This window comes from Streptomyces sp. Je 1-369 (assembly GCF_026810505.1).
In the GTDB taxonomy this organism is placed as follows: Bacteria; Actinomycetota; Actinomycetes; order Streptomycetales; family Streptomycetaceae; genus Streptomyces.
The window spans coordinates 3760427-3786631 of record NZ_CP101750.1 but is presented as its reverse complement, the minus strand read 5'-3'; the positions used below and the strand labels follow the sequence as shown (position 1 = coordinate 3786631).

The window sequence follows — 26205 nt, the reverse complement described above, 5'->3', positions numbered from 1 at the left end:
CTAAGTCCTATTACCCCCTGTCGAAAGACCCCACCCCTGTTGTCTACTGGGCCGCATGCTTCAGGATGTCTCGATCGTTCAGCAGATAGGCGTGGCCGTCCTCGCCGTGGCGACCGTCGCCTGGGCCGTCGGCCTGGTGCGGATGATGCGCAAGGACCGCTTCAAGGGTCCGTTCGAGGCCGAGGCATGGCGCCAGGCTCCGTCGCTCCGCGCGCTGCCTGCCCAGCAGGGGCCGCCGCGCACGGAGACCGTGGAGCTGACGGCCGACGAGCGCGCCGCGTTCGCCGGCCTGGTACGCCAGTTCGGCGACGGCCGCTCCTAGCGCCCGACTTCTGGCGCCTGGCGCCTGGCGCCTGGCACCTGGCACCTGGCGCCTTGCTCCTAGCTCCGCGCCCGGCGGTCCCGGGTCCAAGCGAGGGCCCTGCGCTCCATCGCGGCGCGGGCCGCCTCCTCGGTGTCGTACACCTCGCACATGTGCCGCCCGTCGGGCGTGAGCGTGTGCTCGACCTCCCACAGGCTGGTCTCGCCGCCGTCGAAGAGCAGGAACGCGTGCTCGTAGAGCGAGAAGCACATGCGCACCTCCCCGGCCAGCCGCGGACGGCCGAAGGCCTGCGTGATCTGGTGCGCGAACGCGGCACGGAGCAGCCGCACGACGCTCTTCCCGGGCCGGTCGCCGTCCGGGTTCTCCGCGCGGCGCAGGAGTCGGCGCGCGTGGTCCGCGGAGTCGTCGGGAACGTACACGTGGCGGGGCTCGGAGTCGGCGGGGAGGTCGAGCAGCACGGGCCGGCCGCACGAGGGCGGGTCGGGCGGCAGCGGCAGGCGCGAGGTGGCGACGCCCGCCTCCTCCTCGTCGGCGTAGAGCTCGTGCGTCGGGGCGCTGCCCGGCGCGGTGTTGTGGACGAGCTCCCAGAGCGTGAGCACGGACGCGTCGGCGAGCAGCCAGGTGTGTCTGAACGTCTCGCGGTGCAGCCCCGAGCTGTGGTGCGCGGAGTGCAGCGCGCTGTCGTGGGCGAGTGCGGTGCCGAGCCGGACCAGCACCTCGTCCGGCAGGTCGAAGGAGTTCATTGCACGGCCGAGGAGTCGCTCGAGATGCTCCTCCGGAGAGTGTGGCTCGGGCGACTCGGGTGGCTCGTACGCAGTGTCGTACGGAACGCTCAAGGCTTCTCCCGGCGTTGCTACATGTCACCTGGTGAGTGCATACCGTAGCCCCTGGGTCCGACATCATGCCCGGGAACCGGAAAACGCGCGAGCCACGCGGGGAAGTTCCCGCGTGGCTCGCCCAGTTGGTGTGCGTCAGCTCGCGCTGCCCGCCGTCCACTCGCTCCAGGACATGTTCCAGCCGTTGAGGCCGTTGTCCGGGGCGATGGTCTTGTCGGGGGAGCCCTTGACCGTCACGATGTCGCCGATCAAGGAGTTGTTGAAGAACCAGGCGCCCTGGGTGCCGGGGTCGCCCGCGCCGCGCGCGTCCTGGAGGCCGACGCAGCCGTGGCTGGTGTTGGCGCTGCCGAAGATCGAGGGCGAGCCCCAGTAGTTGCCGTGGATGAAGGTGCCCGACGAGGACAGCCGCATGGCGTGCGGCACGTCCTTGATGTCGTACTCACCGCCGAAGCCGACCGTGTCACCGTTCATCCGGGTCTGGGTGAACTTCTCCGAGATGACCATCTTGCCGTTGTACGTCGGGTTCGACGGGCTGCCCGCGGAGATCGGGACCGACTTGATGACCTTGCCGTCGCGCTCGACCGTCATCTTCTTGGCCTGCACGTCGACCGTGGAGACCTGCGCGCGGCCGACGGTGAAGGTGACCGTCTTGTTCTGTACGCCGGTGACGCCGTTCGCACCCTTCACGCCGTCCAGGTCGATCTTCATGGTGACCTTGGAGCCGGCCTTCCAGTAGTCCTCGGGACGGAAGTCCAGGCGCTGGTTGCCGAACCAGTGGCCGACGACCTTCTGGCCGCTGTCGGACGTCACCGTGATGTGCGACTGGACGTCCTTCTTCTCCGTGATCGCCTTGTCGAAGTTGAAGGAGACCGGCATGCCGACACCGACCTTGGCGCCGCCGTCGGGCGCGTAGGTGCCGATGAAGCTGTTGGCGGTGGAGACCGTGGTGAACGTCGCGTTCTCGGTCGCCGCGTTGCCCTTGGCGTCCTTGGCGTTCGCCGTCACCTTGTACTTCGTGCCGCGCTCCAGCTGCGCCTTCGGCTTCCACGAGGAACCGTCGCCGGAGATGGTGCCCTCGACCGCGGCACCGGACGTCACCGACGTCATCTTCACGTCGGTCAGCTTGCCGTTCTTGACCTTGACGCCGGTGGCGTTGATCGAGGCATCGGTAGCGCCGTCCTTGGACGAGATGGCGATGTCGGCGCCCTTGGCGGCCGCCGAGTTGCCGCCCTTCTTGTCGTCCTTGGCGTCGGCGTCGCCGCCGCAGGCCGTGAGGGTCAGCGCGCCCACGGCGGCGAGCGCGGTGGCGGCCATCAGGGCACGGCGCCGGGGGTTGACTATGACCGACCTTGTCACGGGCTACTCCAAGTACGTGTTCAGACTCAGTACGAGTTAAGAGCGCCCCGCGCCCGGAGCGGTTCCGCCCGTACGGTGTGAGTGTGAGCACAATCGGGTGTCCCAACTCGCCGCTGATTGCGGCGCTTTGGGTGGCTTGCCCGTCATTGTCCTGTCATTGTCCCGTCAATGTCCCGCTACTGTCCCGTCGTCGTCCTGCTGTCTGCCGTAGAGGCCGATGTACGAGGGGAAGATGCCGCCCGGCGTCTCCACGGAGTCCGCCGCCAGCATCGCCCGCGTGATCGCCTCCGTCACCAGGTCCGCGCCCGCGGCGAGGATCTCGTTGAGGGCGAGCGGGTTGCCGACGGCCAGGGCGCGCTCGCCGGTCGCGAGGGCGAAGATCGTGTCGCCGTCGTTGAGGAGGTGGACGGGCCGCACCGCGCGCGCCATGCCGTCGTGCGACGTGCCCGCCAGTTTCTGCGCCTGCGCCTTGGTGAGTTCGGCGTCCGTGGCGACCACGGCGAGAGTGGTGTTCAACGGCGGCGGCCCGTTTCGCTCGGCGGTCTCGGCGAGTCGTCGGGTCGCCTCCGCGTGCACCTCGGGCGCGGGGTAACTCACCCGCCGCCCCCTGAAGTACTGCCCGTACAACACCCCCGTCTCCGGATCCACCGCCGAGCCCGCGGCGTTCGCCACGGCCAGCGCGGCCACCGTGATGCCGGAGTCCAGGCGGACGCTCGCGCTGCCGACACCGCCCTTGAACCTGCCGACCAGCGCGCCCGTGCCCGCCCCGACGTTGCCCTCCACGACCGGTGTGAACGGATCCGTGCGCGCGGCGTCCTCGATGGCGGCCCGGCCCGTCGCCGCGTCGGGGCGGGCCCTGAAGTCGCCGCCCCGGCCCAGGTCGAAGACGCAGGCGGCCGGTACGACGGGCACGACGTGGGTGGGGTCGGGGCCGACCCGCACGCCCCGCCCCTGCTCCTCCAGCCACGCCACGACGCCCGACGCGGCGTCAAGCCCGTACGCACTGCCGCCCGTCAGGACGACCGCCTCGACGCGCTGCACCAGGTTGCGCGGATCCAGGGCGTCCGTCTCGCGCGTGCCTGGCCCGCCGCCGCGCACGTCCACGGCGGCGACGGCCCCGCCCTCGGGAGCGAGGACCACCGTGGTGCCGGTGAGCCGGCCCGCGCCGGTCCGCGTGGCGTGGCCGACCCGCAGGCCGGCGACATCGGTCAGGGAGTCGGACGGCGGCCGGCGCACGGCCCCGGCCGGACCAGCGGAAGCAGATGTCATGGAGCAGGCGTACCACGCTCCGTCCTCACGGGCGCCGCGCCATCCGCGTGGTGAGGGTCACCCCCGTCGCGACGGTCGCCGCGGTGACCAGTCCCGCCACCAGCACCGCCCAGCGGCCCGCGAACGTACTCGCGAGCACCGCCAACGCGCTCACCGGCAACACCAGTTGCTGCGCCACCCCCACCTTGTAGTAACGGGAGTGCAGCGCCCACACCGTCACCAGATAGAGCGCCGTCGGCACGGTCACCGCGGTGGACGCCGCCACCGTCGAGATGTGCGCCTCGCCCACGGCCTGTTCGACCGCCACCTCGATCCCGGCCCCGATGGCCGCGGCCGCGCCCAGGATCACGTAGTGGCCGTATCCCCACAGGAGCGCCTGACGGTTGCTCCGCAGGCGGCCGTGGATGGGCACGACGAAGTAGATCCACCACGCGGCGAACACGATGAGGAGGCCGCCCGCCGCGATCGGCAGCAACTCGTCCAGCGCGTCGTTCTCCTTGATGCCCGACTTCACCGCGACGGTCGCCGCCGCGATGGTCTCGCCGAGCACGATGATGGTGAACAGCCCGTACCGCTCCGAGATGTGATGCGGATGCCAGGCCGTCGTGTACGCACGCTCCGCGATGACCGGCACGCTCAGCTCCGCGACCGCCATCACGAGGAACAGCCAGGGCCTGCCGCCCTCCGGCAGGAACAGCAGCCCCGACCAGCCGACCTGACAGATCAGCACGCCCGCCGCGTACCGCAGGGCTGTCCCGCGCTCCGCGCCCGACGCCGCACGGGCGACGCGCAGCCACTGGGTGGTGAGGGCGATCCGCATGATCAGGTAGCCGAGCCAGACCACGAAGAAGTCGTGCTCCTCGAAGGCCCGCGACACCCCGGCGGCGAAGACGAGCACACCGGCGATCTGGATCAGCGTCACCACGCGGTACAGCACGTCGTCGTTGTCGTACGCCGAGGCGAACCACGAGAAGTTGACCCACGCCCAGAACATCGCGAGGAAGATCATCGCGTAGTTGAGGATGCCCTCGCCCGCGTGCCCCTCGGCGACGGCATGCACCAGCTCGGCACCGGCCTGCGCGACCGCCACGACGAAGCACAGGTCGAAGAAGAGCTCCAGCGGGGTCGCCGCCCGATGCTCCTCGTCGCGACCCCGGGCGAGCAGCGGCCGCAACGGCTTGGAGAAGGGGGATGTGGGTGAGGCGAGCGAGGCGGGTGAGGCAGGTGAGGCGGACGAGCCATGTGGCGTGGCTGGGTCGGATGCACCAGGTGAGCCAGGTGAGCCAGGTGAGCCAGGTGAGTCGGGTGAGGCGGGTGTGCTTGTCATGCCCTCCAGGACAGCAGAGGGCGTACGCCGAGTCAGGCTGCGGCGCCCAACCGCTCCACAGGCCCACCCGGGCGATGCAAGGCCGTCTCGTACCGTCGCAGGACCAGCCGCGCGATCTCGGGATGATCGGCGATCGGTTCGGCCACCGCGTCGGCCTCGGCCCCGGCGAGCGCCCCCGCGAACCGCCCCGGCGCCAGCAGGTGCGCGGCCACCGCCACCTTCTGGAACCCGGCACCCCGCAGCCGCGCCACAGCTTCGGGAACGGTGGGCCCGGCCGACGAGCAGTACGCCCCGCACACCGGCACCCCGCGCAACAGCTGCCGCAGCTGCCGGACGGCGATCCGCGCCCCGCTGTTGCCCCCGGGGCGCGACGAGCCCGCGGCCGCGAGGACCACGGCGTCGGCCCGCACGCCCGCGCGCCGCTCCGCCTCGTGCAACCGGTCGCGCAGGGCGAGCGCCACGGCACGGTCACCACTGAGCCCGTCGGTGAGCACGCAGTGCCCCTTGTGGCTGCGGATGGCGGCGGGGATGTCGACCGTGCGGTGGTAGCCGTCGCCGAGGAGGAGGGGCACGACGACGGAACCGTCCTGCAGCGCCTCGGTGAGGGAGGCGGTCCGGTGATCGAGGTGATCGAGGTGGCCGAGGTGGCCGAGGTGGCTGAGGTGGCCGAGGGCGGGCCGCACCCCACCGAGTTCCTCGACCCGGTCACAGAGCCGCCCCAGCGTGTACGCGGCACCGGGCACGGGACTGCCGTGCACAGCGAGCACCAGCGATGGAACTGTGTCAGGTCGCACTGTCCACCCCACCCGGAGCCGGAGAACGCAGGACCACGGCGAGCAGGCCCGGGGCGGGACAGTGGTGTCGCCGCACACCCGCCCCGGAAACCGCATCGCGGCGGGCCGCGGTGGTGGTCGGGAGGCAGCCCGTCACCCACGACGCTATGCCCGAGCCCGACGGACCGACACCGCCAAAAGGCCTTTACACAGGGGCCGTTGGGCCCAAGCGGACGGGACCTTAGCGGTACGGCGCCGTGCCGCCCCCGGCCTACCGTCAGAGGGAAGATCCCCTTCCCGGGCCCGCCCGGCAGGGGATTCCCCCTGTGCGACGGAGTGTGACTCCCATGACCCAGAACCTGGTGCTCATCGGCCACGGAATGGTGGGACACCGTTTCCTGGAGACACTCGCGGAGCGTGGCGCCCTCGCCGACCCAGCGGCCCCGGACGGCCCCGGCTGGCAGGTGACCGTGCTCGCCGAGGAGGACAGGCCCGCCTACGACCGGGTCCACCTCTCCTCCGCGTTCACCGGCGCCACCGACGCGGAACTCGCTCTGTGCGCCACCGAGTTCCCCGCCCGCCACGGCATCGACCTGCGGCTCGGCGACCCCGCCGAGCACATCGACACCGCGGCCCGCACGGTCACCACGACCTCCGGAACCACCGTCCCCTACGACGTCCTGGTCATCGCCACCGGCTCCTACCCCTTCGTGCCGCCCATCCAGGGCGCCGACGCGACCGGCTGCTTCACCTACCGCACCCTGTACGACGTCGAGACCCTCTCCGCGTACGCCTCCGAAGAGAGCAGGACCACCGGCGTCGTCATCGGCGGCGGACTCCTCGGCCTGGAAGCCGCCGGTGCCCTGCGCACCCTCGGACTGCGCACCCACGTCGTCGAGTTCGCGCCCCGGCTCATGCCGCTCCAGGTCGACGACGGAGGCGCCGCCGCCCTGCGGGCCACCATCGAGTCGATGGGCGTGTCCGTGCACACCGGCGTCGGGGCGAGCCGGGTCGACACGGACGACGAGGGAGCCGTGCGCGCACTGTGCCTGAGCGACGGCCGCTCCCTCGACGCCGACGTCGTCGTCTTCTCCGCCGGCGTACGTCCCCGGGACCACCTCGCCCGTGCTGCGGGGCTTGTCGTGGGGGACCGGGGCGGCATCGTCGTCGACGAGCACTGCCGCACCACCGACCCCTGCGTCTACGCGATCGGCGAGTGCGCCCAGGGCGCCGACGGCCGCGTCTACGGCCTGGTCGCCCCCGGTTACCAGATGGCCGAGGCGGCCGCCGACGCCCTCGCCGGGGACGGCGCCACCGTCTTCACCGGCGCCGACACCTCCACCAAGCTGAAACTGCTGGGCGCCGACGTCGCCTCCTTCGGCGACCCGTTCGCCCCCGAGGGCGCGGAGGGCGGCGCCGTCTCCGTCGTCTTCTCCGACACCCGCGAGGGCGTCTACAAGAAGCTGCTGCTCGGACCGGAGGGACAGCTGCTCGGCGGCATCCTCGTCGGCGACGCCGCGGCCTACGGCACCCTGGTCCCGCACGCGGGCCGCCCCCTGCCCGTACCCCCCGAGGCGTACGTCCTGCCCGCCCCGGACGTCGAACTCCCGGGCGCCGACGCCCTGCCCGACGACGCCGTCGTCTGCAGCTGCCACAACGTCACCAAGGGCGTCGTCCGCGCCGCCGTCGTCGAGAACTCCCTCACCGACATCGGTGGCATCAAACGCTGCACCAAGGCCGGCACGGGCTGCGGCGGCTGTCTCTCCACCCTGCAGTCCGTGCTCGACGCGGAGCTCGCCGCCGCCGGGATCGAGCGGTCGAAGGGACTGTGCGAACACTTCGCGCTGACCCGCGCCGAGATCTACGAAACGGTCCGCACCGAACACATCCGTTCGTTCGGCGAGCTGATGCGCGAGCACGGCCTGGGCGGCGAGGGCTGCGCCGTCTGCAAGCCCGTCGTCGGGAACGTCCTCGGCACCCTCGCCCCCGAACTGGGCCTCGGCCACGTCCTGGACGGTGAGCAGGCCGCACTCCAGGACTCCAACGACGTCTTCCTCGCCAACCTCCAGAAGGACGGCACCTACTCCGTCGTCCCGCGCGTCCCCGGCGGCGAGATCACCCCCACCCAGCTCATCGCGATCGGCGAGGTCGCCCGCGACTACGACCTCTACACGAAGATCACGGGTGGCCAGCGCATCGACCTCTTCGGCGCCCGCGCGGACCAGCTCCCCGCGATCTGGCGCCGCCTGGTCGCCGTCGACCTGGAGTCCGGCCACGCCTACGGCAAGTCCCTGCGTACGGTGAAGTCCTGCGTGGGCGCCAAGTTCTGCCGGTTCGGGCAGGGCGACTCCGTCCAGCTCGCCATCGACCTGGAGCTGCGCTACCGCGGCCTGCGCACCCCCCACAAGATCAAGGGCGGCGTCTCCGGATGCCTGCGCGAGTGCGCCGAGGCCCGCGGCAAGGACATCGGCGTCATTGCCACGGCCCACGGCTGGAACCTCTACGTCGGCGGCAACGGCGGCGCCCGGCCGCGCCACGCCGACCTCCTCGCCGCCGACCTCCTCGCCACCGAACTCGTCCGCCTCGTCGACCGCTTCCTCATGTACTACCTGCGCACCGGCGAGCGACTGGAGCGCACCGCTCCGTGGTTCGAGCGCATCGGCGGCCTCGGCCACCTGAAGGCCGTCCTGATCGACGACTCGCTCGGCATCTGCGGCGAACTGGAAGCCCAGATGGACCGCCACGCGGCGGCCTACCGCGACGAGTGGCAGGCGGTCCTCGCGGACCCGCAGGCCCTTGCCCGCTTCGAGCAGCACCTCGCGCAGCCGTCGCCCGAGTTCCTCGAGCCGGGCCGCGGCCGGGCGGCGGTCCTGCCCGACGGCACCGAGGCCGCCCTCTTCAAGGACGGTGAAGGACGGGTATACGCCGTAGGCAACCGCGACCCGTTCTCCGGCGCCGACGTGATCGCCCACGGCATCCTCGGCACCCGCGACGGCCGCACCGTCGTGGCCTCGCCGATGTACAAGCAGGAGTTCGACCTGCTGACCGGGGAGTGCCTGGACGACCCGTCGGTCCGACTGCCGGTCCACGAGGTCTGAAGTCCCCCCGGATCCCCGGACTTCGGCCCGGTCGGGAGGTGTCCTCCGCCTCTGCTCCCGACCGCCCCCGCGCCAGAAGGTGGACATGTCAGGCCCCGAAGCAAGGTCGGGACCCTGAGCGAACTGGAAACCAACATGAGATCGCCTGCCGCTCAAGCAGCGCCAACCGTGCCCACGGCCACGTCGTACGACCCCGGGCAGTACCGGCCCGGCAAGACCATCACCGACTGGGAGCCGGAGAACGACCTCTTCTGGAAGTCCACCGGCAGGAAGGTCGCCGCCCGCAACCTGTGGATCGCGGTCCCCGCCCTGCTGGTGGCGTTCGTGGTCTGGCAGGTGTGGTCGGTGACGGCGACCAACCTGAAGGACGTCGGCTTCGGGTTCTCCACGTCCCAGCTGTTCTGGCTGACGGCGGTGCCGGGCCTGACGGGCGGCACGGCCCGGATCTTCTACACGTTCCTCGGCCCGATGATCGGCCAGCGCCGCTTCACCGCGCTCTCCACCGTCGTCCTGGTCGTCCCGCTGATCTGGCTCGGCATCGCGGTCCAGAACCCCGACACCTCGTACGGCGTGATGATCGCCATCGCGGCGCTCTGCGGCATCGGCGGCGCCAACTTCGCCTCGTCGCTCGCCAACATCGGCTTCTTCTTCCCCAAGAAGGACAAGGGCAACGCGACCGGCATCAACGGCGGCCTCGGCAACCTCGGTGTCTCCGTCGTCCAGCTGCTCACCCCGATCGTCATCACCAGCTCGGTCGTCGCGGTCGGCTCGGCCCAGCACAAGGCCGACGGCACACCGGTCTGGCTGCAGAACGCCGCGTTCCTGTGGGTGCCCGTCCTGGTGATCCTGGCCGCCGTCGCCTGGTTCGGGCAGAACGACCTCAAGGTCGCGTCGACCCCCTTCAGCCAGCAGAAGGTCATCTTCAAGCGCAAGCACAACTGGCTGATGACCTGGCTCTACGTCGGTACGTTCGGCTCCTTCATCGGCTTCGCCGCGGCCCTGCCGATGCTCATCAAGACCACGTTCACCCCGATCGACGCGGCCTACTCCGCGGCCACCTACGCCTGGATGGGCCCGGCCGTGGGCGCGCTCGCCCGCTGGGCCGGCGGCTGGATCGCCGACAAGATCGGCGGCGCGCGGGTCACCATCATCTCGTTCGTCGGCATGGCGCTTTCGATCATCGGCGTCATCAACTTCCTCCCCTCCGGAGGCGACGACGGGAACTTCTGGGGCTTCTTCGTCTGCTTCCTGCTCGCGTTCTTCTTCTCGGGCATCGGCAACGGCTCCACGTTCCGCCAGATCCCGGTGATCTTCCGCAACCAGCACCTGAAGGGCCTCTCCGAGGGCACGCCAGAGTACGCGAAGGCGCTGAAGCAGTCGGAGATGGAGGCGGGCGCCGTCACCGGCTTCACCTCCGCCATCGCCGCGTACGGGTTCTTCTTCATCCCGGCGATGTTCGCCAACTTCGCGGTCACCAGCGCGATGTGGGGCTTCGTGGCCTTCTACGTCAGCTGCATCGCGGTCGCCTGGTGGTTCTACGCCCGCAAGGGCGCGGAGTCGCCGAGCTGACGCCTCGCGCCGTCCCTCCTCCCCGGCCGTTCCGTACCACGGAGCGGCCGGGAATTTCTTGTGAATGAATTCACAAGCGAACTTAGGTCCAAAGTCCCACAAGAAACCCCAGGTCAGGGGAGGTGCTTGGGTCTCCGCGCGGAGGAAACGGGGACCATCGGTCCGCGATCGAGGACCATTGCCGACCCTTTGCTCGATCACACAGGAGTGGAATGGAGGTGTACCGAAGAAGCGATACGGAAGGTGCGCGTCATGACTGCCACTCCTGCGGAAGCGACTGTGAACGGCGGGGCCTGGGACGGCTTCAAGGGCGGCCTGTGGCGGGACGCCATCGATGTCCGCGACTTCGTGCAGCAGAACTACACCCCGTACGAAGGCGACGGATCCTTCCTGGCCGGCCCGACCGAACGCACCACCGAGGTCTGGCAGAAGCTCCTCTCGATGTTCCCCACGGAGATCGAGCGCGGCATTTACGACGTCGACGTGAAGACCCCCTCCCGCATCGACGCCTTCGGACCCGGTTACGTCGACGGCACCGCCGCAGACCACAAGGACCTCATCGTCGGCCTGCAGACCGACGCCCCGCTGCGCCGCGCGATCATGCCCAACGGAGGCTGGCGCATGGTCGAAGGCGCCCTCAACGCCTACGGCTACGAGGCCGACCCCGAGGTCCGGGATATCTACACGCACCTGCGCAAGACCCACAACGAAGGGGTCTTCGACGCCTACACGCCCGAGATCCGCGCCTGCCGCTCGTCCGGCATCATCACGGGCCTGCCCGACGCCTACGGCCGCGGCCGCATCATCGGCGACTACCGCCGCGTCGCCCTCTACGGAGTCGACCACCTGATCGCCGCGAAGGAGGCCGACAAGGCCGCACTCGGCGAGGAGTGGGCGACCGAGGACGTCATCCGGGGCCGCGAGGAGGTCTCCGAGCAGATCAAGGCGCTCAAGGAACTCAAGGCCATGGCGATGTCGTACGGCTACGACATCGCGAAGCCCGCCCGCACCGGCCGCGAGGCCGTCCAGTGGCTGTACTTCGCCTACCTCGCCGCGGTGAAGGAGCAGAACGGCGCGGCCATGTCGATCGGCCGCATCGACAACTTCCTCGACATCTACCTGCAGCGCGACATCGACGCGGGCCGCATCACCGAGGCCGAGGCGCAGGAGTTCATCGACGACTTCGTCATCAAGCTCCGCATCGTCCGCTTCCTGCGCACCCCCGAGTACAACGAGCTCTACTCCGGCGACCCCACCTGGGTCACCTGGTCCATGGCCGGCATCGGCGAGGACGGCCGCCCGCTCGTCTCGCGCACCACCTTCCGCGCCCTTCAGACCCTCTACAACCTCGGCCCCGCCCCCGAGCCGAACCTCACGGTCTTCTGGTCGCAGCGGCTGCCCCAGGGCTTCAAGGAGTTCGCCTCCCAGGTCGCCATCGACACCTCGGCCATCCAGTTCGAGTCCGACGAGCTGATGCGCCCCAAGTACGGCGACGACACCGCGATCGCCTGCTGCGTCTCCGCGATGGCCGTCGGCAAGCAGATGCAGTTCTTCGGCGCCCGCGTGAACGTCGCCAAGGCGCTCCTCTACGCGATCAACGGCGGCCGCGACGAGAAGTCCGGCAAGACCGTCGTGCAGGGCTTCACGCCCATCGAGGGCGAGTACCTGGACTACACGACCGTCGTGAAGCAGTACGACGCCATGCTCGACTGGCTGGCCAAGACGTACGTCCACGCGCTCAACGTCATCCACTACATGCACGACAAGTACGCCTACGAACGCATCGAGATGGCGCTGCACGACCAGGAGATCCTGCGCACCATGGCGTGCGGCATCGCGGGCCTCTCGGTCGCCGCGGACTCGCTCTCGGCGATCAAGCACGCCAAGGTCAAGGTGGTCCGCGACGAGACGGGTCTCGCCGTCGACTACGAGATCGAGGGCGACTACCCGGCTTACGGTAACAACGACGACCGCGCCGACGACATCGCACGGCGCATCGTGCACGACTTCATGCAGAAGGTCCGCAAGCACCCCACCTACCGCGACGCGGTGCACACCCAGTCGGTGCTGACCATCACCTCGAACGTCGTCTACGGCAAGAAGACCGGCAACACCCCCGACGGCCGCCGCGCGGGCATGCCGTTCGCACCGGGCGCCAACCCGATGAACGGCCGCGACGAGCACGGCTACATCGCCTCGGCCATGTCGGTCGCCAAGCTGCCCTACGACGACGCCGAGGACGGCATCTCGCTGACCAACACCATCACTCCGGACGCGCTCGGCCGCACCCCCGAGGAGCGCGTCGCGAACCTCGCCGGAGTCGTGGACGGCTTCATGGCCAGCGACGGCTTCCACATGAACGTCAACGTGCTGAACAAGGCGACCCTGGAGGACGCCATGGAGCACCCGGAGAACTACCCGCAGCTGACCATCCGGGTCTCCGGATACGCGGTCAACTTCATCCGGCTCACCCGCGACCAGCAGCTCGACGTCATCAACCGCACCTTCCACGGCTCCCTCTGAGCCACCGGCTCTCCCCGAGCCCCCGGCTCCCCGCGGGGAGCCGGCCCCGAACCGCGGCCCCGGGGCCCGGCCCTCACCCAGACCCCGGGCGCCGCGCACTCCGCTTCCTGCCAGTAGTCCAGGAGTCACGCCATGGCTGTCCTGCTCGGAACCGACATCCCCGTACGCCCCCGCACCACCGACGAGGACGCGGCCACCCCCGCGGCGGCCGCCACCCACCGCCCCGTCACCGGCTCGATCCACTCCTGGGACCTGTCGACCGGCGTCGACGGGCCGGGGTCGCGCTTCGTCACGTTCCTCGCAGGCTGCCCCCTCACCTGCCTGTACTGCCACAACCCCGACACCTGGCGGATGCGGGACGGCAAGCGGACCACGGCGGACGACGTGATCGCGGAGGCCGCCAAGTACACGAAGTTCATCTCCGCGGCCGGAGGCGGAGCCACCGTCAGCGGCGGCGAACCCCTCCTGCAGCCGGTCTTCACCGGCGAGCTGCTCCACCGCCTCAAGCACGAGCTGGGCCTGCACACCGCGCTCGACACATCCGGCTTCCTCGGCACGCGCGCCACCGACGCCCTGCTCCGCGACGTCGACCTGGTCCTGCTCGACATCAAGTCCTGGGACCCCGACACGTACCGCACGGTCACCGGGCGCCCCCTGCAGCCCACCCTCGACTTCGCCCGCCGCCTCGCGGGCCTCGGCCAGGAGACCTGGGTGCGCTTCGTCCTCGTCCCCGGTCTGACCGACGACCCGGCGAACATCGAGGGCGTCGCCCGCTTCGCCGCCTCGCTCGGCAACATCTCGCGCGTCGACGTGCTGCCCTTCCACAAGCTGGGCGAGGCGAAGTGGGACGCGCTCGGCAAGGACTTCACGCTGCGCGGCACTCCGTCGCCCACCCTGGACCAGGTGACGGCCGCCAAGGAGATCTTCGCGGCCCAGGGCCTCGAAGCCGTATGAATCCAGGGGGCCGGACGGCCCGACGTACCCTGGAGGCATGAGTACCGCCCCCGCCCCCGAACCGCGCGATCCGGACGAGCCGACGCCCGAGCCGAAAGCCAAGCCGAAGAACGCGCTGGTCTTCGACGACCCGCTGGCGCAGCAGTCATCGGACGACACGGACCGTGGGTGGGGCGAGCGGGCCGAGACCCGCGGCGACAGCGCGGCCGACCTCGCGCGCTTCCTCGACGAGAAGCCGCCCCACCACCTCTGAGCCCGGGCTACTCCTCGCGCGGCCGTGAGCCGCGCTGTGCCACCAGCTCGTCGCGGATCTCCTTGAGCACCTCCAGCTCGGAGACCTCGAGAACCTCCTTCGTGCCCTCCCTCTCGGCCCTCTTGGCGGCCACCCGTGCCAGGTACTTGGCCATGGGGAGCACCATCAGGAAGTACACGACGGCCGCGGTGATCACGAAGCTGAGCACCGCGCTGAGCACGGTGCCCCACATGATCGGGATGCCCTTGACGACCTCCCCCGCTTCGTTCATCTCGCACGGAGACTTCAGGCACGAGTGGTAGTGATCGAGGTCCTTCGTGCCGAAGGCGCCGACGAGCGGGTTGATGACGCCCTTCACCACCGAGTTCACGATGTTCGTGAAGGCGGCTCCGATGACCACCGCGACCGCCAGGTCGACGACATTGCCGCGCATCAGGAAGGCCTTGAAGCCATCCCAAACGCCCGGTTCCTTCTTCGCGCTCACCACGAGGCCTTTCGTTGCATGTGCGGGTTGCGGAACAAACAACTTCGCAACCTACGTGAGCCCCGGGGCGACCTGTCCAATTGATGCGCACGAACCAGCGACCTGCCCGGCCCCCAGTGCGATCGTGAACGTTCCGCTTCATCGGAGGGTCACCGCCAGACGCGCGCTCGTCCCCGCTCCGGCCAGCCGTGCGGCCGTGTCCCTCGGGACGGACAGCACCACCAACGCGCCGCTCTCGGCGGGACCTTCCCCCGGCTCGGGCACGGCGGTCACCCGTGCCCCCGACGCCACCGTGTGCGGCTCGGCGCCGCCCGCGGGCGATCCGTCGGCGGCGATCACGTCGACCCGGTCGCCGGGGCGCAGCAGTCGCACGGTGTCCGCGTCCGCGATGCGCACGGGGGCGGTCACGGTGGCCGCGGAGCGTTCAGCTGTGGCCGTAGCCGCGACCCGGTGCGGTGCGGGTGCCTCTCGGGGCACCGCCTCCCGCGGGACCGTGCTCGCCAGGGCCGCCGCGGTCATCGCGAGCCCCACGGCCATGACCCGCCGTCTCTGCCGCAGCAGCCGCCCCAGCCGCGGATACCCGCCGCGGACCCGCACGGGTGGGAAGGAAGGGACGCGGCGGCCCTCGGGGCGTGCGTGATCTTCCGTGTGATGTTCCGGTCGGGTCTGAGGAGGGACGTGCGTCATGACAACCACCGCCTGCGATGCGAGGAGCTCGGCTTCCGCTCTCACGATGCGGGCTCGCGCCGATCCCCGCTGAGCCCCGTGGACTACTCGCCGGTTGTGGACAACTCCCTCACCCGAAGGGAAACTTCCGCCTGTTCACGGCAGCTGCTCGCCGCAGCCGCTCACGGCAACCGGATCCCCGTATCCACCCCGCCCAACGCCCCCGCACACAGACACGCCCGACCGCCCCCGCCCCTTCCCCCCGTCGGCTCCGGCAGCCCCGCCACCGCGTCGAACAGCACGCCCCGCATCCGGTCCACGTTGGCGGCGAAGACCCGCAGGACCTCGTCGTGCGAGACGCCCTCGCCGGTCTCGGCGCCCGCGTCCAGGTCCGTGACCAGCGCCAAGGACGTGTAGCAGAGCTCCAGTTCGCGGGCGAGCGCCGCCTCGGGGTGGCCGGTCATGCCCACCACTGACCAGCCCTGCGCGGCGTACCAGCGCGATTCCGCCCGGGTCGAGAAGCGCGGCCCCTCGATCACGACGAGTGTCCCGCCGTCGACCGGCTCCCAGTCACGGGCGCGCGCGGCCCGTACGGCGGCGGCGCGGCCCACCGGGCAGTAGGGGTCGGCGAGCGAGACGTGGACGACGTTCGGCACGCTGCCGTCGGGGAGCGGCGCCCCATCGAAGTACGTCTGGGCGCGCGTCTGCGTGCGGTCCACGAGCTGGTCGGGCACGAGCAGCGTGCCGGGCCCGTACTCGGCCCGCAGCCCGCCGACCGCGCACGGTCCGAGGACCTGGCGCACGCCCACGGAGCGCAATGCCCACAGGTTGGCACGGTAGTTGATGCGGTGCGGCGGCAGATGGTGGCCGCGGCCGTGCCGGGGCAGGAAGGCGACCCGGCGTCCTGCGATCTCACCGAGGAAGAGGGAGTCGCTCGGAGCGCCGTAGGGGGTGTCGACCTGGACCTCGGTCACGTCGTCGAGGAAGGAGTAGAAGCCGGAGCCGCCTACGACGCCGATCTCGGCCCGCGCGGCGTTCACCGTGTTCACCATGGACCGCAGAGTAGCCGGGGCCCCCGCGACAGCACACGCCCACGCGCCCCCGGCACACGCCGACGACCCCGCCGTCACGTGGACGGCGGGGCCGGGCAGAACGGTCTGCGGAGAGTCCTACGCCGCCGAGCTCGACGACGTGGACGTCGAGGAGGAGCCGGACGACTTGGAGTCCGAGGACGAGGAGGACGAAGCAGCCTTCGAGTCCGACGTCGACGAGGAGGACGACGACGAGCCGGATCCCGACTTCGACGCGGCGTTCGCCGGCGTGCTGCTCGACGACGAGCCGCGGCTGTCGTTGCGGTAGAACCCGGAGCCCTTGAAGACGATGCCGACCGCCGAGAACACCTTCTTGAGGCGTCCGTCGCAGCTGGGGCATACGGTCAGGGCGTCATCGGTGAACTTCTGCACCGCCTCGAGGCCCTCGCCGCACTCGGTGCACTGGTACTGGTACGTCGGCACTTGCTTCCTCCTGGCACTCTCACTCGATGAGTGCTAACGACGGTCCATAGTGACGTATTCCGCGGGATCAGTCCACCGTCACCGGTACGCGGTGACCGACGCCACGCGCCACCGTGCGCCCCGGAGCCGGGGGGACGAGCCGCGAGCGCAGCGTCACGAGGACCGCGAGGGCCAGTGCCGTGCCACCCAGCGGGACCAGGAAACCGGCCCCGTCCCAGAGGCGGTCCTCCAGCTGTCCCGCGACCGTCACGGCCGCCGCCTGGCCGAGCGCGACCGCGCCGGTCAGCCAGGTGAAGGCCTCCGTGCGGCCGGTCGGCGCGACCAGCTTGTCGACCAGCGTGTAGCCGGTGATCAGGGCGGGCGCGATGCAGACGCCGACCAGCAGGCCGAGCCCTGCGAGGAGCAGCACGGAGTGCGCGGCCCACAGGCCGGAGGCCATCAGGGTCAGTGCGGTGTAGCCGACCAGGAGGCGCCGCTGGGGGGAGACCTTCCAGGCGATGGCGCCGCAGATGACCCCGGAGAGCATGTTGCCCGCCGCGAAGGTGCCGTACAGGACACCGTTCAGGCCGGGCTCGCCGATCGACTCGGTGAACGCGGCCAGCGAGACCTGCATGCCGCCGAAGACGGCGCCGATGCCGAGGAACGTGACGATGAGGACCCGCACTCCGGGGACGCGCAGTGCGGAGACGTGCTCCACGCGCGCGTGCTCGTCGTGAGCGGACGGCTTGGGCTCGGTGCTCTTCTGCGCGGCGAACAGGAGGCCGCCGACCAGCGTGAGTCCGGCCTCGGTGAGGAGTCCGGCGGAAGGGTCGATGGTGGTGCACAGCGCGGTCGCGAGGAGCGGGCCGAGGACGAAGGTCAGCTCGTCGGTGACCGACTCGAAGGCGGCCGCCGTGGTGGCCAGGGGAGTGTCCTGGAGCTTGACGCCCCAGCGGGCACGCACCATGGGGCCGATCTGCGGCGTGGAGGCGCCCGCGGGCACGGCGGCCACGAACAGGGCCCACAGGGGGGCGTCGGAGAGCGCGAGCACCGTCAGGGTGACGACGGAGGCGGAGTGGACCAGGACGCCGGGCAGCAGCACGGCGCGCTGGCCGAACCGGTCGGCGAGCTTGCCGCTGAAGGGGGCGAACAGCGCCATGGAGACGCCGGTGGCGGCCGAGACGGCGCCCGCGGCACCGTACGAGCCGGTGGTGTGCTGCACCAGCAGGACGATGGAGATCGTCAGCATCGCGAACGGCTGTCGCGCCGCGAAGCCGGGGAGCAGGAACGTCCAGGCGCGAGGGGTGCGCAGGAGCTGTCCGTAGCCCGGGCGGGATTCGGTGACCGTGGATGCCACGGCCCGTGCCTTTCTGCCGCCTGGTAGCGCCCGTGCGGGGGCGCCGAGAGCTGTCCTCTTGCGCGGAACTGCGGTAGATGCCGGGTGCCACTGCGAGGGCGCCTCGACCGCCATACGGTCGCGCCAGCTCTGCTTCAGGCAGAGTTGGTTCGATCTGAATGCCTTTATCGTACAGGGGGGAGTCCCATTAGCCCCTGTGATTGCAGCCGATGAGACCCCCGACACCTACGATTAGTGCTTTTCTCCGTCGGTTCCCAGCCAGCTGGCCAGCTTTCCGCCGTGGCCGACCGCGCGCAGCCGCTTCTCGGCTGCGTCCCGCACCGGGTCGGTCGCCACGACCAGGAGCTCGTCGCCGCGTCGCAGGACCGTCGTCGGCAGCGGCACGAACGATTCGCCGTCGCGCACGACGAGCGTGACCGCGGATCCCGTCGGCAGCCGCAGCTCGGCCACCTCTACGCCGTGCATGCGCGACTCCCTGGGGATGTCCACCGACAGCAGGTGGCCCTGGAGGCGCTCAAGGGGCGCCGATTCGATGCCGAGGTCGGCGGCCTCCGAGGAGTCGCCGAGGCGCAGCTTCCTTGCCAGCCAGGGCAGCGTCGGGCCCTGGATGAGGGTGTAGACGACGACCAGGACGAAGACGATGTTGAAGATCCGCTGGCTGTCGTCGACGCCGCTCACCATGGGGATCGTCGCCAGGATGATGGGCACGGCGCCGCGCAGTCCGGCCCAGGACAGCAGGGCCTTCTCCTGCCAGGGCACACGGAACGGCAGCAGGCTGAGGACGACTTCCAGGGGGCGTGCCACCACCGTGAGGACCAGGCCGATGACGATCGCGGGCCAGGTGTCGTCGAGCAGGTCGTGCGGGGTGACCAGCAGGCCGAGCAGGACGAACATGCCGATCTGGGCGAGCCAGCCGAGGCCTTCGGCGAAGCCGCGGGTGGCCGGCCAGTGGGGCAGCCTGGCGTTGCCGAGCGCCATCGCCGCGAGGTAGACGGCGAGGAACCCGCTGCCGTGTGCCATGGCGCCCGCTGCGTACGCGGCGACGGCGATGGCCATGACGGCGATGGGGTACAGGCCGGAGGCGGGCAGCGCCACGTGCCGCAGGCCGAAGGCGCCGAGCCAGCCGACCGCGAGGCCTGTCGCGGCACCGATCGCCAGCTCCAGGGCGATCTTGCCGAGCAGTACGTACCAGTCGTCCACCGGTCCGGCCGTGGAGAACGCCACGACGAGGATCACCACAGGGGCATCGTTGAACCCCGACTCCGCTTCCAGGACACCCGTCACGCGCGAGGGGAGCGGCACCTTGCGCAGCACCGAGAAGACCGCGGCCGCGTCCGTGGACGAGACCACCGCGCCGATGATGAACGCCTGCCGCCACTCCAGGCCCACGAGGTAGTGGGCGCCCGCCGCGGTGATGCCGACGCTCACCGCGACGCCGACGGTCGACAGCACGGCCGCCGCGGGCAGTGCGGGTTTGATCTCTTTCCACTTCGTCCCGAGGCCGCCCTCCGCGAGGATCACGACCAGGGCGGCATAGCCGATGACCTGCGTCAGTTCGGCGTTGTCGAAGTGGACGTCGCCGATGCCGTCCTGGCCCATGGCGATGCCGATGCCCAGGTACAGCAGCAGGCTGGGGAGCCCGCTGCGCGACGAGATGCGGACCGCCGCGACGGCGACGAGCAGAACGAGCGAGCAGACGAGCAGGAGCTGGTTGAGGTGGTGGACAGTCAGGGGCCGTTCCTTCCTCCGTGAACCGAGTACTACGTAGGGAGTCCTCCGCGAAGCCGAGTACTACGTAGGAGTACTTCGTTACCTTACCTAATTGTTAACGCTTTCTTGATGCGCTCGAATGACTATTCGATCTCGGAGGGGCCTGGTTCCTGACTCCGCGTCCGGAGCCGGAACGCCCTGCGCCTATGGTTGCTCCTGCGCTCCCAGAGCCGCCCAAGTCGACAGCACAGCCCGCCCTGCCGCTCGCGTAAGGACAGCAAGGACAGCGATGCCCTCCAACACCAACGCCTCGTCTTCCGGTCATAAGGCCGGCAAGAAGAAGGGGCGCCGAGCCCGACTCGTCGTGATCGTCCTGGTCCTGGCCATCGTCGGAGGCATCGGCTTCGGCGCGTACTGGAGCGTCAGCACCGTGCGCGCCTCCTTCCCGCAGACCAAGGGAACGATCAAGCTCGATGGTCTCGCCGGTCCCGTCGACGTGAAGCGCGACGGGAACGGAATCCCGCAGATCTACGCCGAGTCCGACGCGGATCTCTTCATGGCCCAGGGCTTCGTCCAGGCGCAGGACCGCTTCTGGGAGATGGACGTCCGCCGTCACATGACCTCCGGGCGGCTCTCCGAGATGTTCGGGAAGAGCCAGGTCAAGACCGATGAATTCCTGCGCACGCTCGGCTGGCACCGGGTGGCGAAGAAGGAGTACGACTCCAAGCTCTCGCCGGAGACGAAGAAGTACCTCCAGGCGTACGCCAAGGGAGTCAACGCCTACCTCGCCGGCAAGGACGGCAAGGACATCTCCGTCGAGTACGCGGCGCTCGGTTTCGAGAACGACTACAAGCCGCACGAGTGGACGCCCGTCGACTCCGTGGCGTGGCTCAAGGCCATGGCCTGGGACCTGCGCGGCAACATGCAGGACGAGATCGACCGCTCGCTGATGACGAGCCGCCTCGGCCCGTCGCAGATCAAGGACCTGTACCCCGAGTACCCGTACAAGCGGAACAAGCCCGTCGTCCGGGAGGGCGCCTACAGCAGCGTCACCGGCGAGTACGACCCCGAGGCCAAACCCACCGGCACCCAGTCCGGAGCCGGTGGCACCGGCACGGGCACATCCGGAACAGGAACCGGAACCGGCGGTACGGGAACCGGCGGGACCGGCACCGGCACTGGAACCGGCACCGGCACTGGCACCGGCGGCGCCGCCGGTACGGGCCTCGCGGGCGGCACCGAAGCGCCCAACGGGCTGCAGTCGCAGCTCAACGGCGTCTCCAACGCCCTGGACGAGGTTCCGGCCATCCTGGGACCGAACGGCAACGGCATCGGCTCGAACTCCTGGGTCGTCTCCGGCAAGCACACCATCACCGGAAAGCCGCTCCTCGCGAACGACCCGCACCTGGCGCCGCAGCTGCCCTCCGTCTGGTACCAGATGGGCCTGCACTGCCGTTCGGTCTCCGAGAAGTGCCAGTACGACGTCTCGGGCTACACGTTCGCCGGCATGCCCGGCGTGGTCATCGGCCACAACAAGAACATCGCCTGGGGCATGACGAACCTGGGCGCCGACGTCACGGACCTGTACCTGGAGAAGTTCACCGGGGACGGCTACCAGTACGACGGCAAGGTGAAGCCCTTCATCTCCCGCGAGGAGACCATCAAGGTCGCGGGCGGCAAGGAAAAGAAGATCACGGTCCGCGAGACCAACAACGGGCCACTGATCTCCGACCGCGACGACGAGCTGGTGAAGGTCGGCAAGAAGGCCGGTGTGGACACCGCGGCCCCCGACCGGGGCGACGGCTACGGAGTGGCGCTGCGCTGGACCGCGCTGAACCCGGGCAAGTCCATGGACGCCGTCTTCGAGCTCAACAGGGCGAAGGACTTCACGGAGTTCCGCAAGGCGGCCGCTTCTTTTGAAGTGCCGTCCCAGAACCTGATCTACGCCGACACCGACGGCAACATCGGCTACCAGGCGCCCGGCCGGATCCCCAAGCGCGGCAAGGGCGACGGTTCGCTCCCCGCACCGGGCTGGGACCGTGCCTACCGCTGGACCGGCTACATCCCGCAGGACGCGCTGCCCTACGAGTACAACCCGAAGCGCGGCTACATCGTCACCGCCAACCAGGCCGTGATCGACGACCGCGACCAGGCCGACTACCCGTACAAGCTCACCTCGGACTGGGGCTACGGAGCGCGCAGCCAGCGGATCGACGACCTCATCCAGTCGAAGATCAAGAACGGCGGCAAGGTCTCCACCGAGGACATGCGCCTCATGCAGATGGACAACAGCAGCGAGATCGCCAAGCTGCTCGTGCCCAAGCTGCTGAAGATCGACGTCAAGGACAAGTACGTCCGCGAGGCGCAGAAGCTCCTCGAGGGCTGGGACTACACCCAGGACGCCGATTCCGCGGCCGCCGCGTACTTCAACTCGGTGTGGCGCAACATCCTCAAGCTGGCCATCGGCAACAAGCTCCCCAAGGAGCTGCGCGTCAAGGGCCAGTGCCTGAATGTCGAGCCGGCCGGCAACACCGGCCCGGCCGACGAGGGCAAGAAGGTCCGCGAGTGCGGTGAGCGCGACGCCGACTCGGCCCAGCCGGACGGCGGCGACCGGTACTACGAGGTGATCCGCAAGATCATCGACGACGAGACCAACGACTGGTGGAAGACGCCGGGGACCCGCACGGACGAGGCGACCAAGACCCGCGACCAGCTGTTCAAGCGGGCCCTGGAGGACGCGCGCTGGGACCTGACGGCCAAGCTCGGCAAGGACGTCGACTCCTGGAGCTGGGGCCGTCTGCACCGGCTGGAGCTGAAGAACCAGACCCTCGGCACCGAGGGCCCCGGCTGGCTGCAGTGGGTCCTCAACCGCGGCCCGTGGAACCTCGGCGGCGGCGAGGCGGCGGTCAACGCGACCGGCTGGAACGCGGCGGGCGGCTACGGAGTGCTCTGGGTGCCCTCCATGCGCATGGTGGTGAACCTCAAGGACCTCGACAAGTCCAAGTGGATCAACCTCACCGGCGCCTCGGGACACGCCTACAACGACCACTACACCGACCAGACGGAGAAGTGGACCAAGGGCGAACTGCTGCCGTGGGCGTTCACGGACAAGGCGGTCGAGGACAGCACCAGCGACAAGCTGGTCCTGCGTCCCTGACGGTCACGCACGGCACATCCTGAAAGGGCCCTCCACGCACGCGTGGAGGGCCCTTTCGGCATACCGGCACCTCAGCGGAACCGGCGCGCCCCCGACGGCGACACGACGGCGTGCACCGGCCGGTCGTGCTCCTCGTCGGGGAGGTGGGCGACGACTTCGGAGTCGTACAGGAGCACCACGAGCGCGGGATCCGCGGCCGCGCGCTCCAGCCGGGTGAGGACGCGGTCGTACGATCCGCCGCCCCGCCCGAGCCGCATCCCGCGCGCGTCCACGGCGAGCCCCGGCAGCAGCACGGCGTCCGCCTCCAGGACGGCGTCCGGCCCGAGCCGCGGCCCGGACGGCTCCAAGAGGTCGATCTTCCCGGGGTGTTGTACGCGGGTCAGGGAGCCGGCCCCGCCGTACGCGCCCCAGTCCAGGTCGTTGTCCGGGAGCAGCACCGGAAGCAGGACGCGGGTCCCGCGCGCGTGGAGGGCGTCGAGCAGCGGACCGGTGCCGGGCTCGCCGCCCATGGACACGTACGCGGCGACCGTCCGCGCGTCGGCGAGCTCCGGCAGGCCGAGTGCGCGCTCGGCGAGAACCGCGGCCGCCTTCCGTGCGTCATCCTCCGTCAACCCGCTTCTCACCGCGAGGAAGTCTCGCCGCAACGTGCGCTTGGTTGGCTGTCCTCCGGTCTCGGTACCGCTGGTTCCGTTCATGGTGATCTCGCAATTCCTTCCTGGTCGGCGCATATGCCGACGAATAATGCGGACCCACAGATTCCGCACATACGCACCGGATATGGTGGCGGCATGACTGAGTCTCACCCCCCCCACGCGCGGATCACCAAGGCGGTCATCCCCGCCGCAGGTCTCGGCACGCGCTTCCTGCCGGCCACCAAGGCCACTCCCAAGGAGATGCTGCCGGTCGTCGACAAGCCGGCGATCCAGTACGTGGTCGAGGAGGCCGTGTCCGCGGGTCTCGACGACGTCCTCATGATCACGGGACGCAACAAGCGCCCGCTGGAGGACCATTTCGACCGCAACTACGAACTGGAATCGGCCCTCCTGAAGAAGGGCGACGAGGCGCGCCTCGCCAAGGTCCAGGAGTCCAGCGACCTCGCGACGATGCACTACGTCCGCCAGGGCGACCCCAGGGGGCTCGGTCACGCCGTCCTGTGCGCCGCTCCGCACGTCGGCAACGAGCCGTTCGCCGTGCTCCTCGGCGACGACCTGATCGACCCGCGCGACCCGCTCCTCGCCCGCATGGTCGAGATCCAGGAGAGGCACGGCGGCAGCGTCGTCGCCCTCATGGAGGTCGCCCCCGAGCAGATCCACCTCTACGGCTGCGCCGCCGTCGACGCCACCGAGGACGGCGACGTCGTCAAGGTCACCGACCTGGTCGAGAAGCCCGACGTCGCCGACGCCCCGTCGAACTACGCGATCATCGGGCGCTACGTACTCGACCCCGCCGTCTTCGACGTACTGCGCGAGACCGAGCCGGGCCGCGGCGGCGAGATCCAGCTCACCGACGCCCTCCAGCAGCTCGCGGCGGACGAGAAGGTCGGCGGCCCGGTGCACGGCGTGGTCTTCAAGGGCCGCCGCTATGACACCGGCGACCGCGGCGACTATCTGCGTGCCATTGTCAGACTCGCGTGCGAACGTGAAGATCTGGGACCGGACTTCCAGTCCTGGCTTCGCAGTTACGTCACCGAGGAGATGTAGCACTTTGAGCAGCAGCACGACGACACCGACCGCCGGCCAGGACTCGTTCTGGTCGGTGGAAGAGCATCTGGACGACATCCTCGAAGCCGTCCGCCCGCTCGAACCCATCGAGCTCCAACTCCTCGACGCGCAGGGCTGCGTCCTGGTCGAGGACGTGACGGTGCCCGTTTCGCTGCCGCCCTTCGACAACAGCTCCATGGACGGGTACGCGGTGCGGGTCGCCGATGTCGCGGGCGCGAGCGAGGAGTTCCCCGCCGTCCTCACGGTCGTCGGCGACGTGGCCGCGGGCGCGGGCTCGCAGCCCACCGTCGGCCCCGGCCGGGCCGCCCGCATCATGACCGGCGCCCCGCTGCCGCCCGGCGCCGAGGCCGTCGTCCCCGTGGAGTGGACCGACGGAGGCCTGGGCGAGGGCCCCGTCTCCGGCATGCGCGCCCACAGCGCCGCCCCTGAGGGCGCGTCCGGCGAGGTCCGCGTGCACCGCCCCGCCGAGGCCCGCGCGCACGTCAGGGCCCGCGGCAGCGACGTCCAGGCGGGCGACCGCGCCCTGGCCGCGGGCGCCGTCCTCGGCCCGCCGCAGATCGCCCTGCTCGCCGCGATCGGCCGCGGTACGGTCAAGGTGCGCCCCCGTCCGCGCGTGGTCGTCATGTCCACCGGCAGCGAACTGATCCCCCCGGGAGAACAGTTGGCGGACGGCCAGATCTACGACTCCAACAGCTTCGCCCTCACCGCCGCGGCCCGCGACGCCGGAGCCATCGCCTACCGCGTGGGCGCCGTCGCCGACGACGCCGAGACACTGCGCTCCACCATCGAGGACCAGCTGATCCGCGCCGACCTCATCGTCACCACGGGCGGCGTGAGCGTAGGGGCGTACGACGTCGTGAAGGAGGCACTCTCCGCCATCGGCGACCCCGACGACGAGGACGGCATCGGGGCGGGCAGCGGCGTCGAGTTCCGCAAGATCGCCATGCAGCCCGGCAAGCCCCAGGGGTTCGGCTCCATCGGCCCCGACCACACACCGCTGCTCGCGCTGCCGGGCAACCCGGTCTCCTCGTACGTCTCCTTCGAGCTCTTCGTGCGCCCCGCGATCCGCACCCTCATGGGCCTGCCCGAGGTGCACAGGACCACCACGCGCGCGGAGCTCCTCTCGGACAAGGCGCTGTCCTCTCCCGAGGGACGCCGCCAGTTCCTGCGCGGGCGGTACGACGCCGAGGCGGGCCGCGTGACGCCCGTCGGCGGGTCGGGATCACATCTGATCGCCGCCCTCGCGCACGCGAACGCGCTGATCGTCATCCCTGAGGACACCACTTCCGTGGAGCCCGCCGCGGAGGTCGAAGTGGTCCTGCTCGGCTGAGAGGGCC

General features: G+C 70.2%; 21 protein-coding genes. 9 read left to right on the top strand and 12 right to left on the bottom strand.

The features are described 5' to 3' along the window. Positions 1-55: 55 nt before the first annotated feature. Complete coding sequence (locus NOO62_RS17155) at positions 56-322, top strand: hypothetical protein (RefSeq protein ID WP_268771756.1); 267 nt, start codon at positions 56-58, stop codon at positions 320-322. A gap of 59 nt (positions 323-381) precedes the next feature. Here the strand turns inward: NOO62_RS17155 and NOO62_RS17150 are convergent, their stop codons facing one another. The 5 genes from NOO62_RS17150 to NOO62_RS17130 form a co-directional block, all read right to left on the bottom strand. Continuing rightward, a complete protein-coding gene (locus tag NOO62_RS17150; protein ID WP_268771755.1) occupies positions 382-1158 on the bottom strand; it encodes a DUF6227 family protein in 777 nt (258 codons plus the stop codon). Between the two features lie 135 nt (positions 1159-1293). Next, entirely contained in the window at positions 1294-2472 is a 1179-nt protein-coding gene (locus tag NOO62_RS17145; RefSeq protein ID WP_268775660.1) for a L,D-transpeptidase, read from the bottom strand. A gap of 207 nt (positions 2473-2679) precedes the next feature. After that, entirely contained in the window at positions 2680-3783 is a 1104-nt protein-coding gene (locus tag NOO62_RS17140; protein WP_268771754.1) for a P1 family peptidase, read from the bottom strand. A 25-nt stretch (positions 3784-3808) separates the two neighbouring features. Beyond that, a complete protein-coding gene (locus tag NOO62_RS17135) occupies positions 3809-5110 on the bottom strand; it encodes a low temperature requirement protein A (protein WP_268771753.1) in 1302 nt (433 codons plus the stop codon). Between the two features lie 32 nt (positions 5111-5142). After that, positions 5143-5868, bottom strand: a complete 726-nt coding sequence (locus tag NOO62_RS17130; RefSeq protein ID WP_268771752.1) for a sirohydrochlorin chelatase — start codon at positions 5866-5868, stop codon at positions 5143-5145. A gap of 362 nt (positions 5869-6230) precedes the next feature. Here NOO62_RS17130 and nirB point away from each other — a divergent pair, with 362 nt between their 5' ends. The 5 genes from nirB to NOO62_RS17105 all read left to right on the top strand — a co-directional run bounded on the left by nirB (position 6231) and on the right by NOO62_RS17105 (position 14280). Further along, a complete protein-coding gene (gene nirB / locus NOO62_RS17125; RefSeq protein WP_268771751.1) occupies positions 6231-8981 on the top strand; it encodes a nitrite reductase large subunit NirB in 2751 nt (916 codons plus the stop codon). 168 nt (positions 8982-9149) lie between these two features. Beyond that, complete coding sequence (locus NOO62_RS17120) at positions 9150-10550, top strand: NarK family nitrate/nitrite MFS transporter (RefSeq protein WP_268771750.1); 1401 nt, start codon at positions 9150-9152, stop codon at positions 10548-10550. Between the two features lie 252 nt (positions 10551-10802). Beyond that, positions 10803-13073, top strand: coding sequence for a formate C-acetyltransferase (pflB, locus tag NOO62_RS17115; RefSeq protein WP_268771749.1), 2271 nt, complete (start codon positions 10803-10805; stop codon positions 13071-13073). 132 nt (positions 13074-13205) lie between these two features. Then, positions 13206-14027, top strand: a complete 822-nt coding sequence (pflA, locus tag NOO62_RS17110; RefSeq protein WP_268771748.1) for a pyruvate formate-lyase-activating protein — start codon at positions 13206-13208, stop codon at positions 14025-14027. 37 nt (positions 14028-14064) lie between these two features. Next, a complete protein-coding gene (locus NOO62_RS17105) occupies positions 14065-14280 on the top strand; it encodes a hypothetical protein (RefSeq protein WP_268771747.1) in 216 nt (71 codons plus the stop codon). A 7-nt stretch (positions 14281-14287) separates the two neighbouring features. Here NOO62_RS17105 and mscL read toward each other — a convergent pair whose 3' ends face one another. From mscL to NOO62_RS17075, 6 genes are all read right to left on the bottom strand, one after another. Continuing rightward, positions 14288-14767 (bottom strand): large conductance mechanosensitive channel protein MscL, encoded by a 480-nt coding sequence (gene mscL, locus NOO62_RS17100; RefSeq protein ID WP_268771746.1) that lies wholly within the window; start codon positions 14765-14767, stop codon positions 14288-14290. Positions 14768-14902: 135 nt separating this feature from the next. Beyond that, positions 14903-15361, bottom strand: a complete 459-nt coding sequence (locus NOO62_RS17095; protein ID WP_268771745.1) for an RcpC/CpaB family pilus assembly protein — start codon at positions 15359-15361, stop codon at positions 14903-14905. Between the two features lie 251 nt (positions 15362-15612). Then, complete coding sequence (locus NOO62_RS17090; RefSeq protein ID WP_268771744.1) at positions 15613-16482, bottom strand: S-methyl-5'-thioadenosine phosphorylase; 870 nt, start codon at positions 16480-16482, stop codon at positions 15613-15615. A 117-nt stretch (positions 16483-16599) separates the two neighbouring features. Continuing rightward, positions 16600-16944: an FmdB family zinc ribbon protein gene (locus NOO62_RS17085; protein ID WP_268771743.1), complete on the bottom strand. Its 345-nt coding sequence runs from the start codon at positions 16942-16944 to the stop codon at positions 16600-16602. A gap of 67 nt (positions 16945-17011) precedes the next feature. Beyond that, on the bottom strand, positions 17012-18280 hold the full coding sequence (locus tag NOO62_RS17080) for an MFS transporter (RefSeq protein WP_268771742.1): 1269 nt from the start codon (positions 18278-18280) through the stop codon (positions 17012-17014). A 231-nt stretch (positions 18281-18511) separates the two neighbouring features. Further along, entirely contained in the window at positions 18512-20011 is a 1500-nt protein-coding gene (locus NOO62_RS17075) for a potassium/proton antiporter (RefSeq protein ID WP_268775659.1), read from the bottom strand. Between the two features lie 268 nt (positions 20012-20279). Between NOO62_RS17075 and NOO62_RS17070 the strand changes: the two genes are divergently transcribed. Continuing rightward, positions 20280-23147, top strand: coding sequence for a penicillin acylase family protein (locus NOO62_RS17070; protein WP_268771741.1), 2868 nt, complete (start codon positions 20280-20282; stop codon positions 23145-23147). A 71-nt stretch (positions 23148-23218) separates the two neighbouring features. Here NOO62_RS17070 and NOO62_RS17065 read toward each other — a convergent pair whose 3' ends face one another. Further along, on the bottom strand, positions 23219-23842 hold the full coding sequence (locus NOO62_RS17065; RefSeq protein WP_268771740.1) for a 5-formyltetrahydrofolate cyclo-ligase: 624 nt from the start codon (positions 23840-23842) through the stop codon (positions 23219-23221). 93 nt (positions 23843-23935) lie between these two features. Here NOO62_RS17065 and galU point away from each other — a divergent pair, with 93 nt between their 5' ends. Both galU and glp read left to right on the top strand, forming a co-directional pair. Next, entirely contained in the window at positions 23936-24847 is a 912-nt protein-coding gene (gene galU, locus NOO62_RS17060; RefSeq protein ID WP_268771739.1) for a UTP--glucose-1-phosphate uridylyltransferase GalU, read from the top strand. 4 nt (positions 24848-24851) lie between these two features. Then, positions 24852-26198, top strand: coding sequence for a gephyrin-like molybdotransferase Glp (glp, locus tag NOO62_RS17055; RefSeq protein WP_268771738.1), 1347 nt, complete (start codon positions 24852-24854; stop codon positions 26196-26198). Positions 26199-26205: the final 7 nt, after the last annotated feature.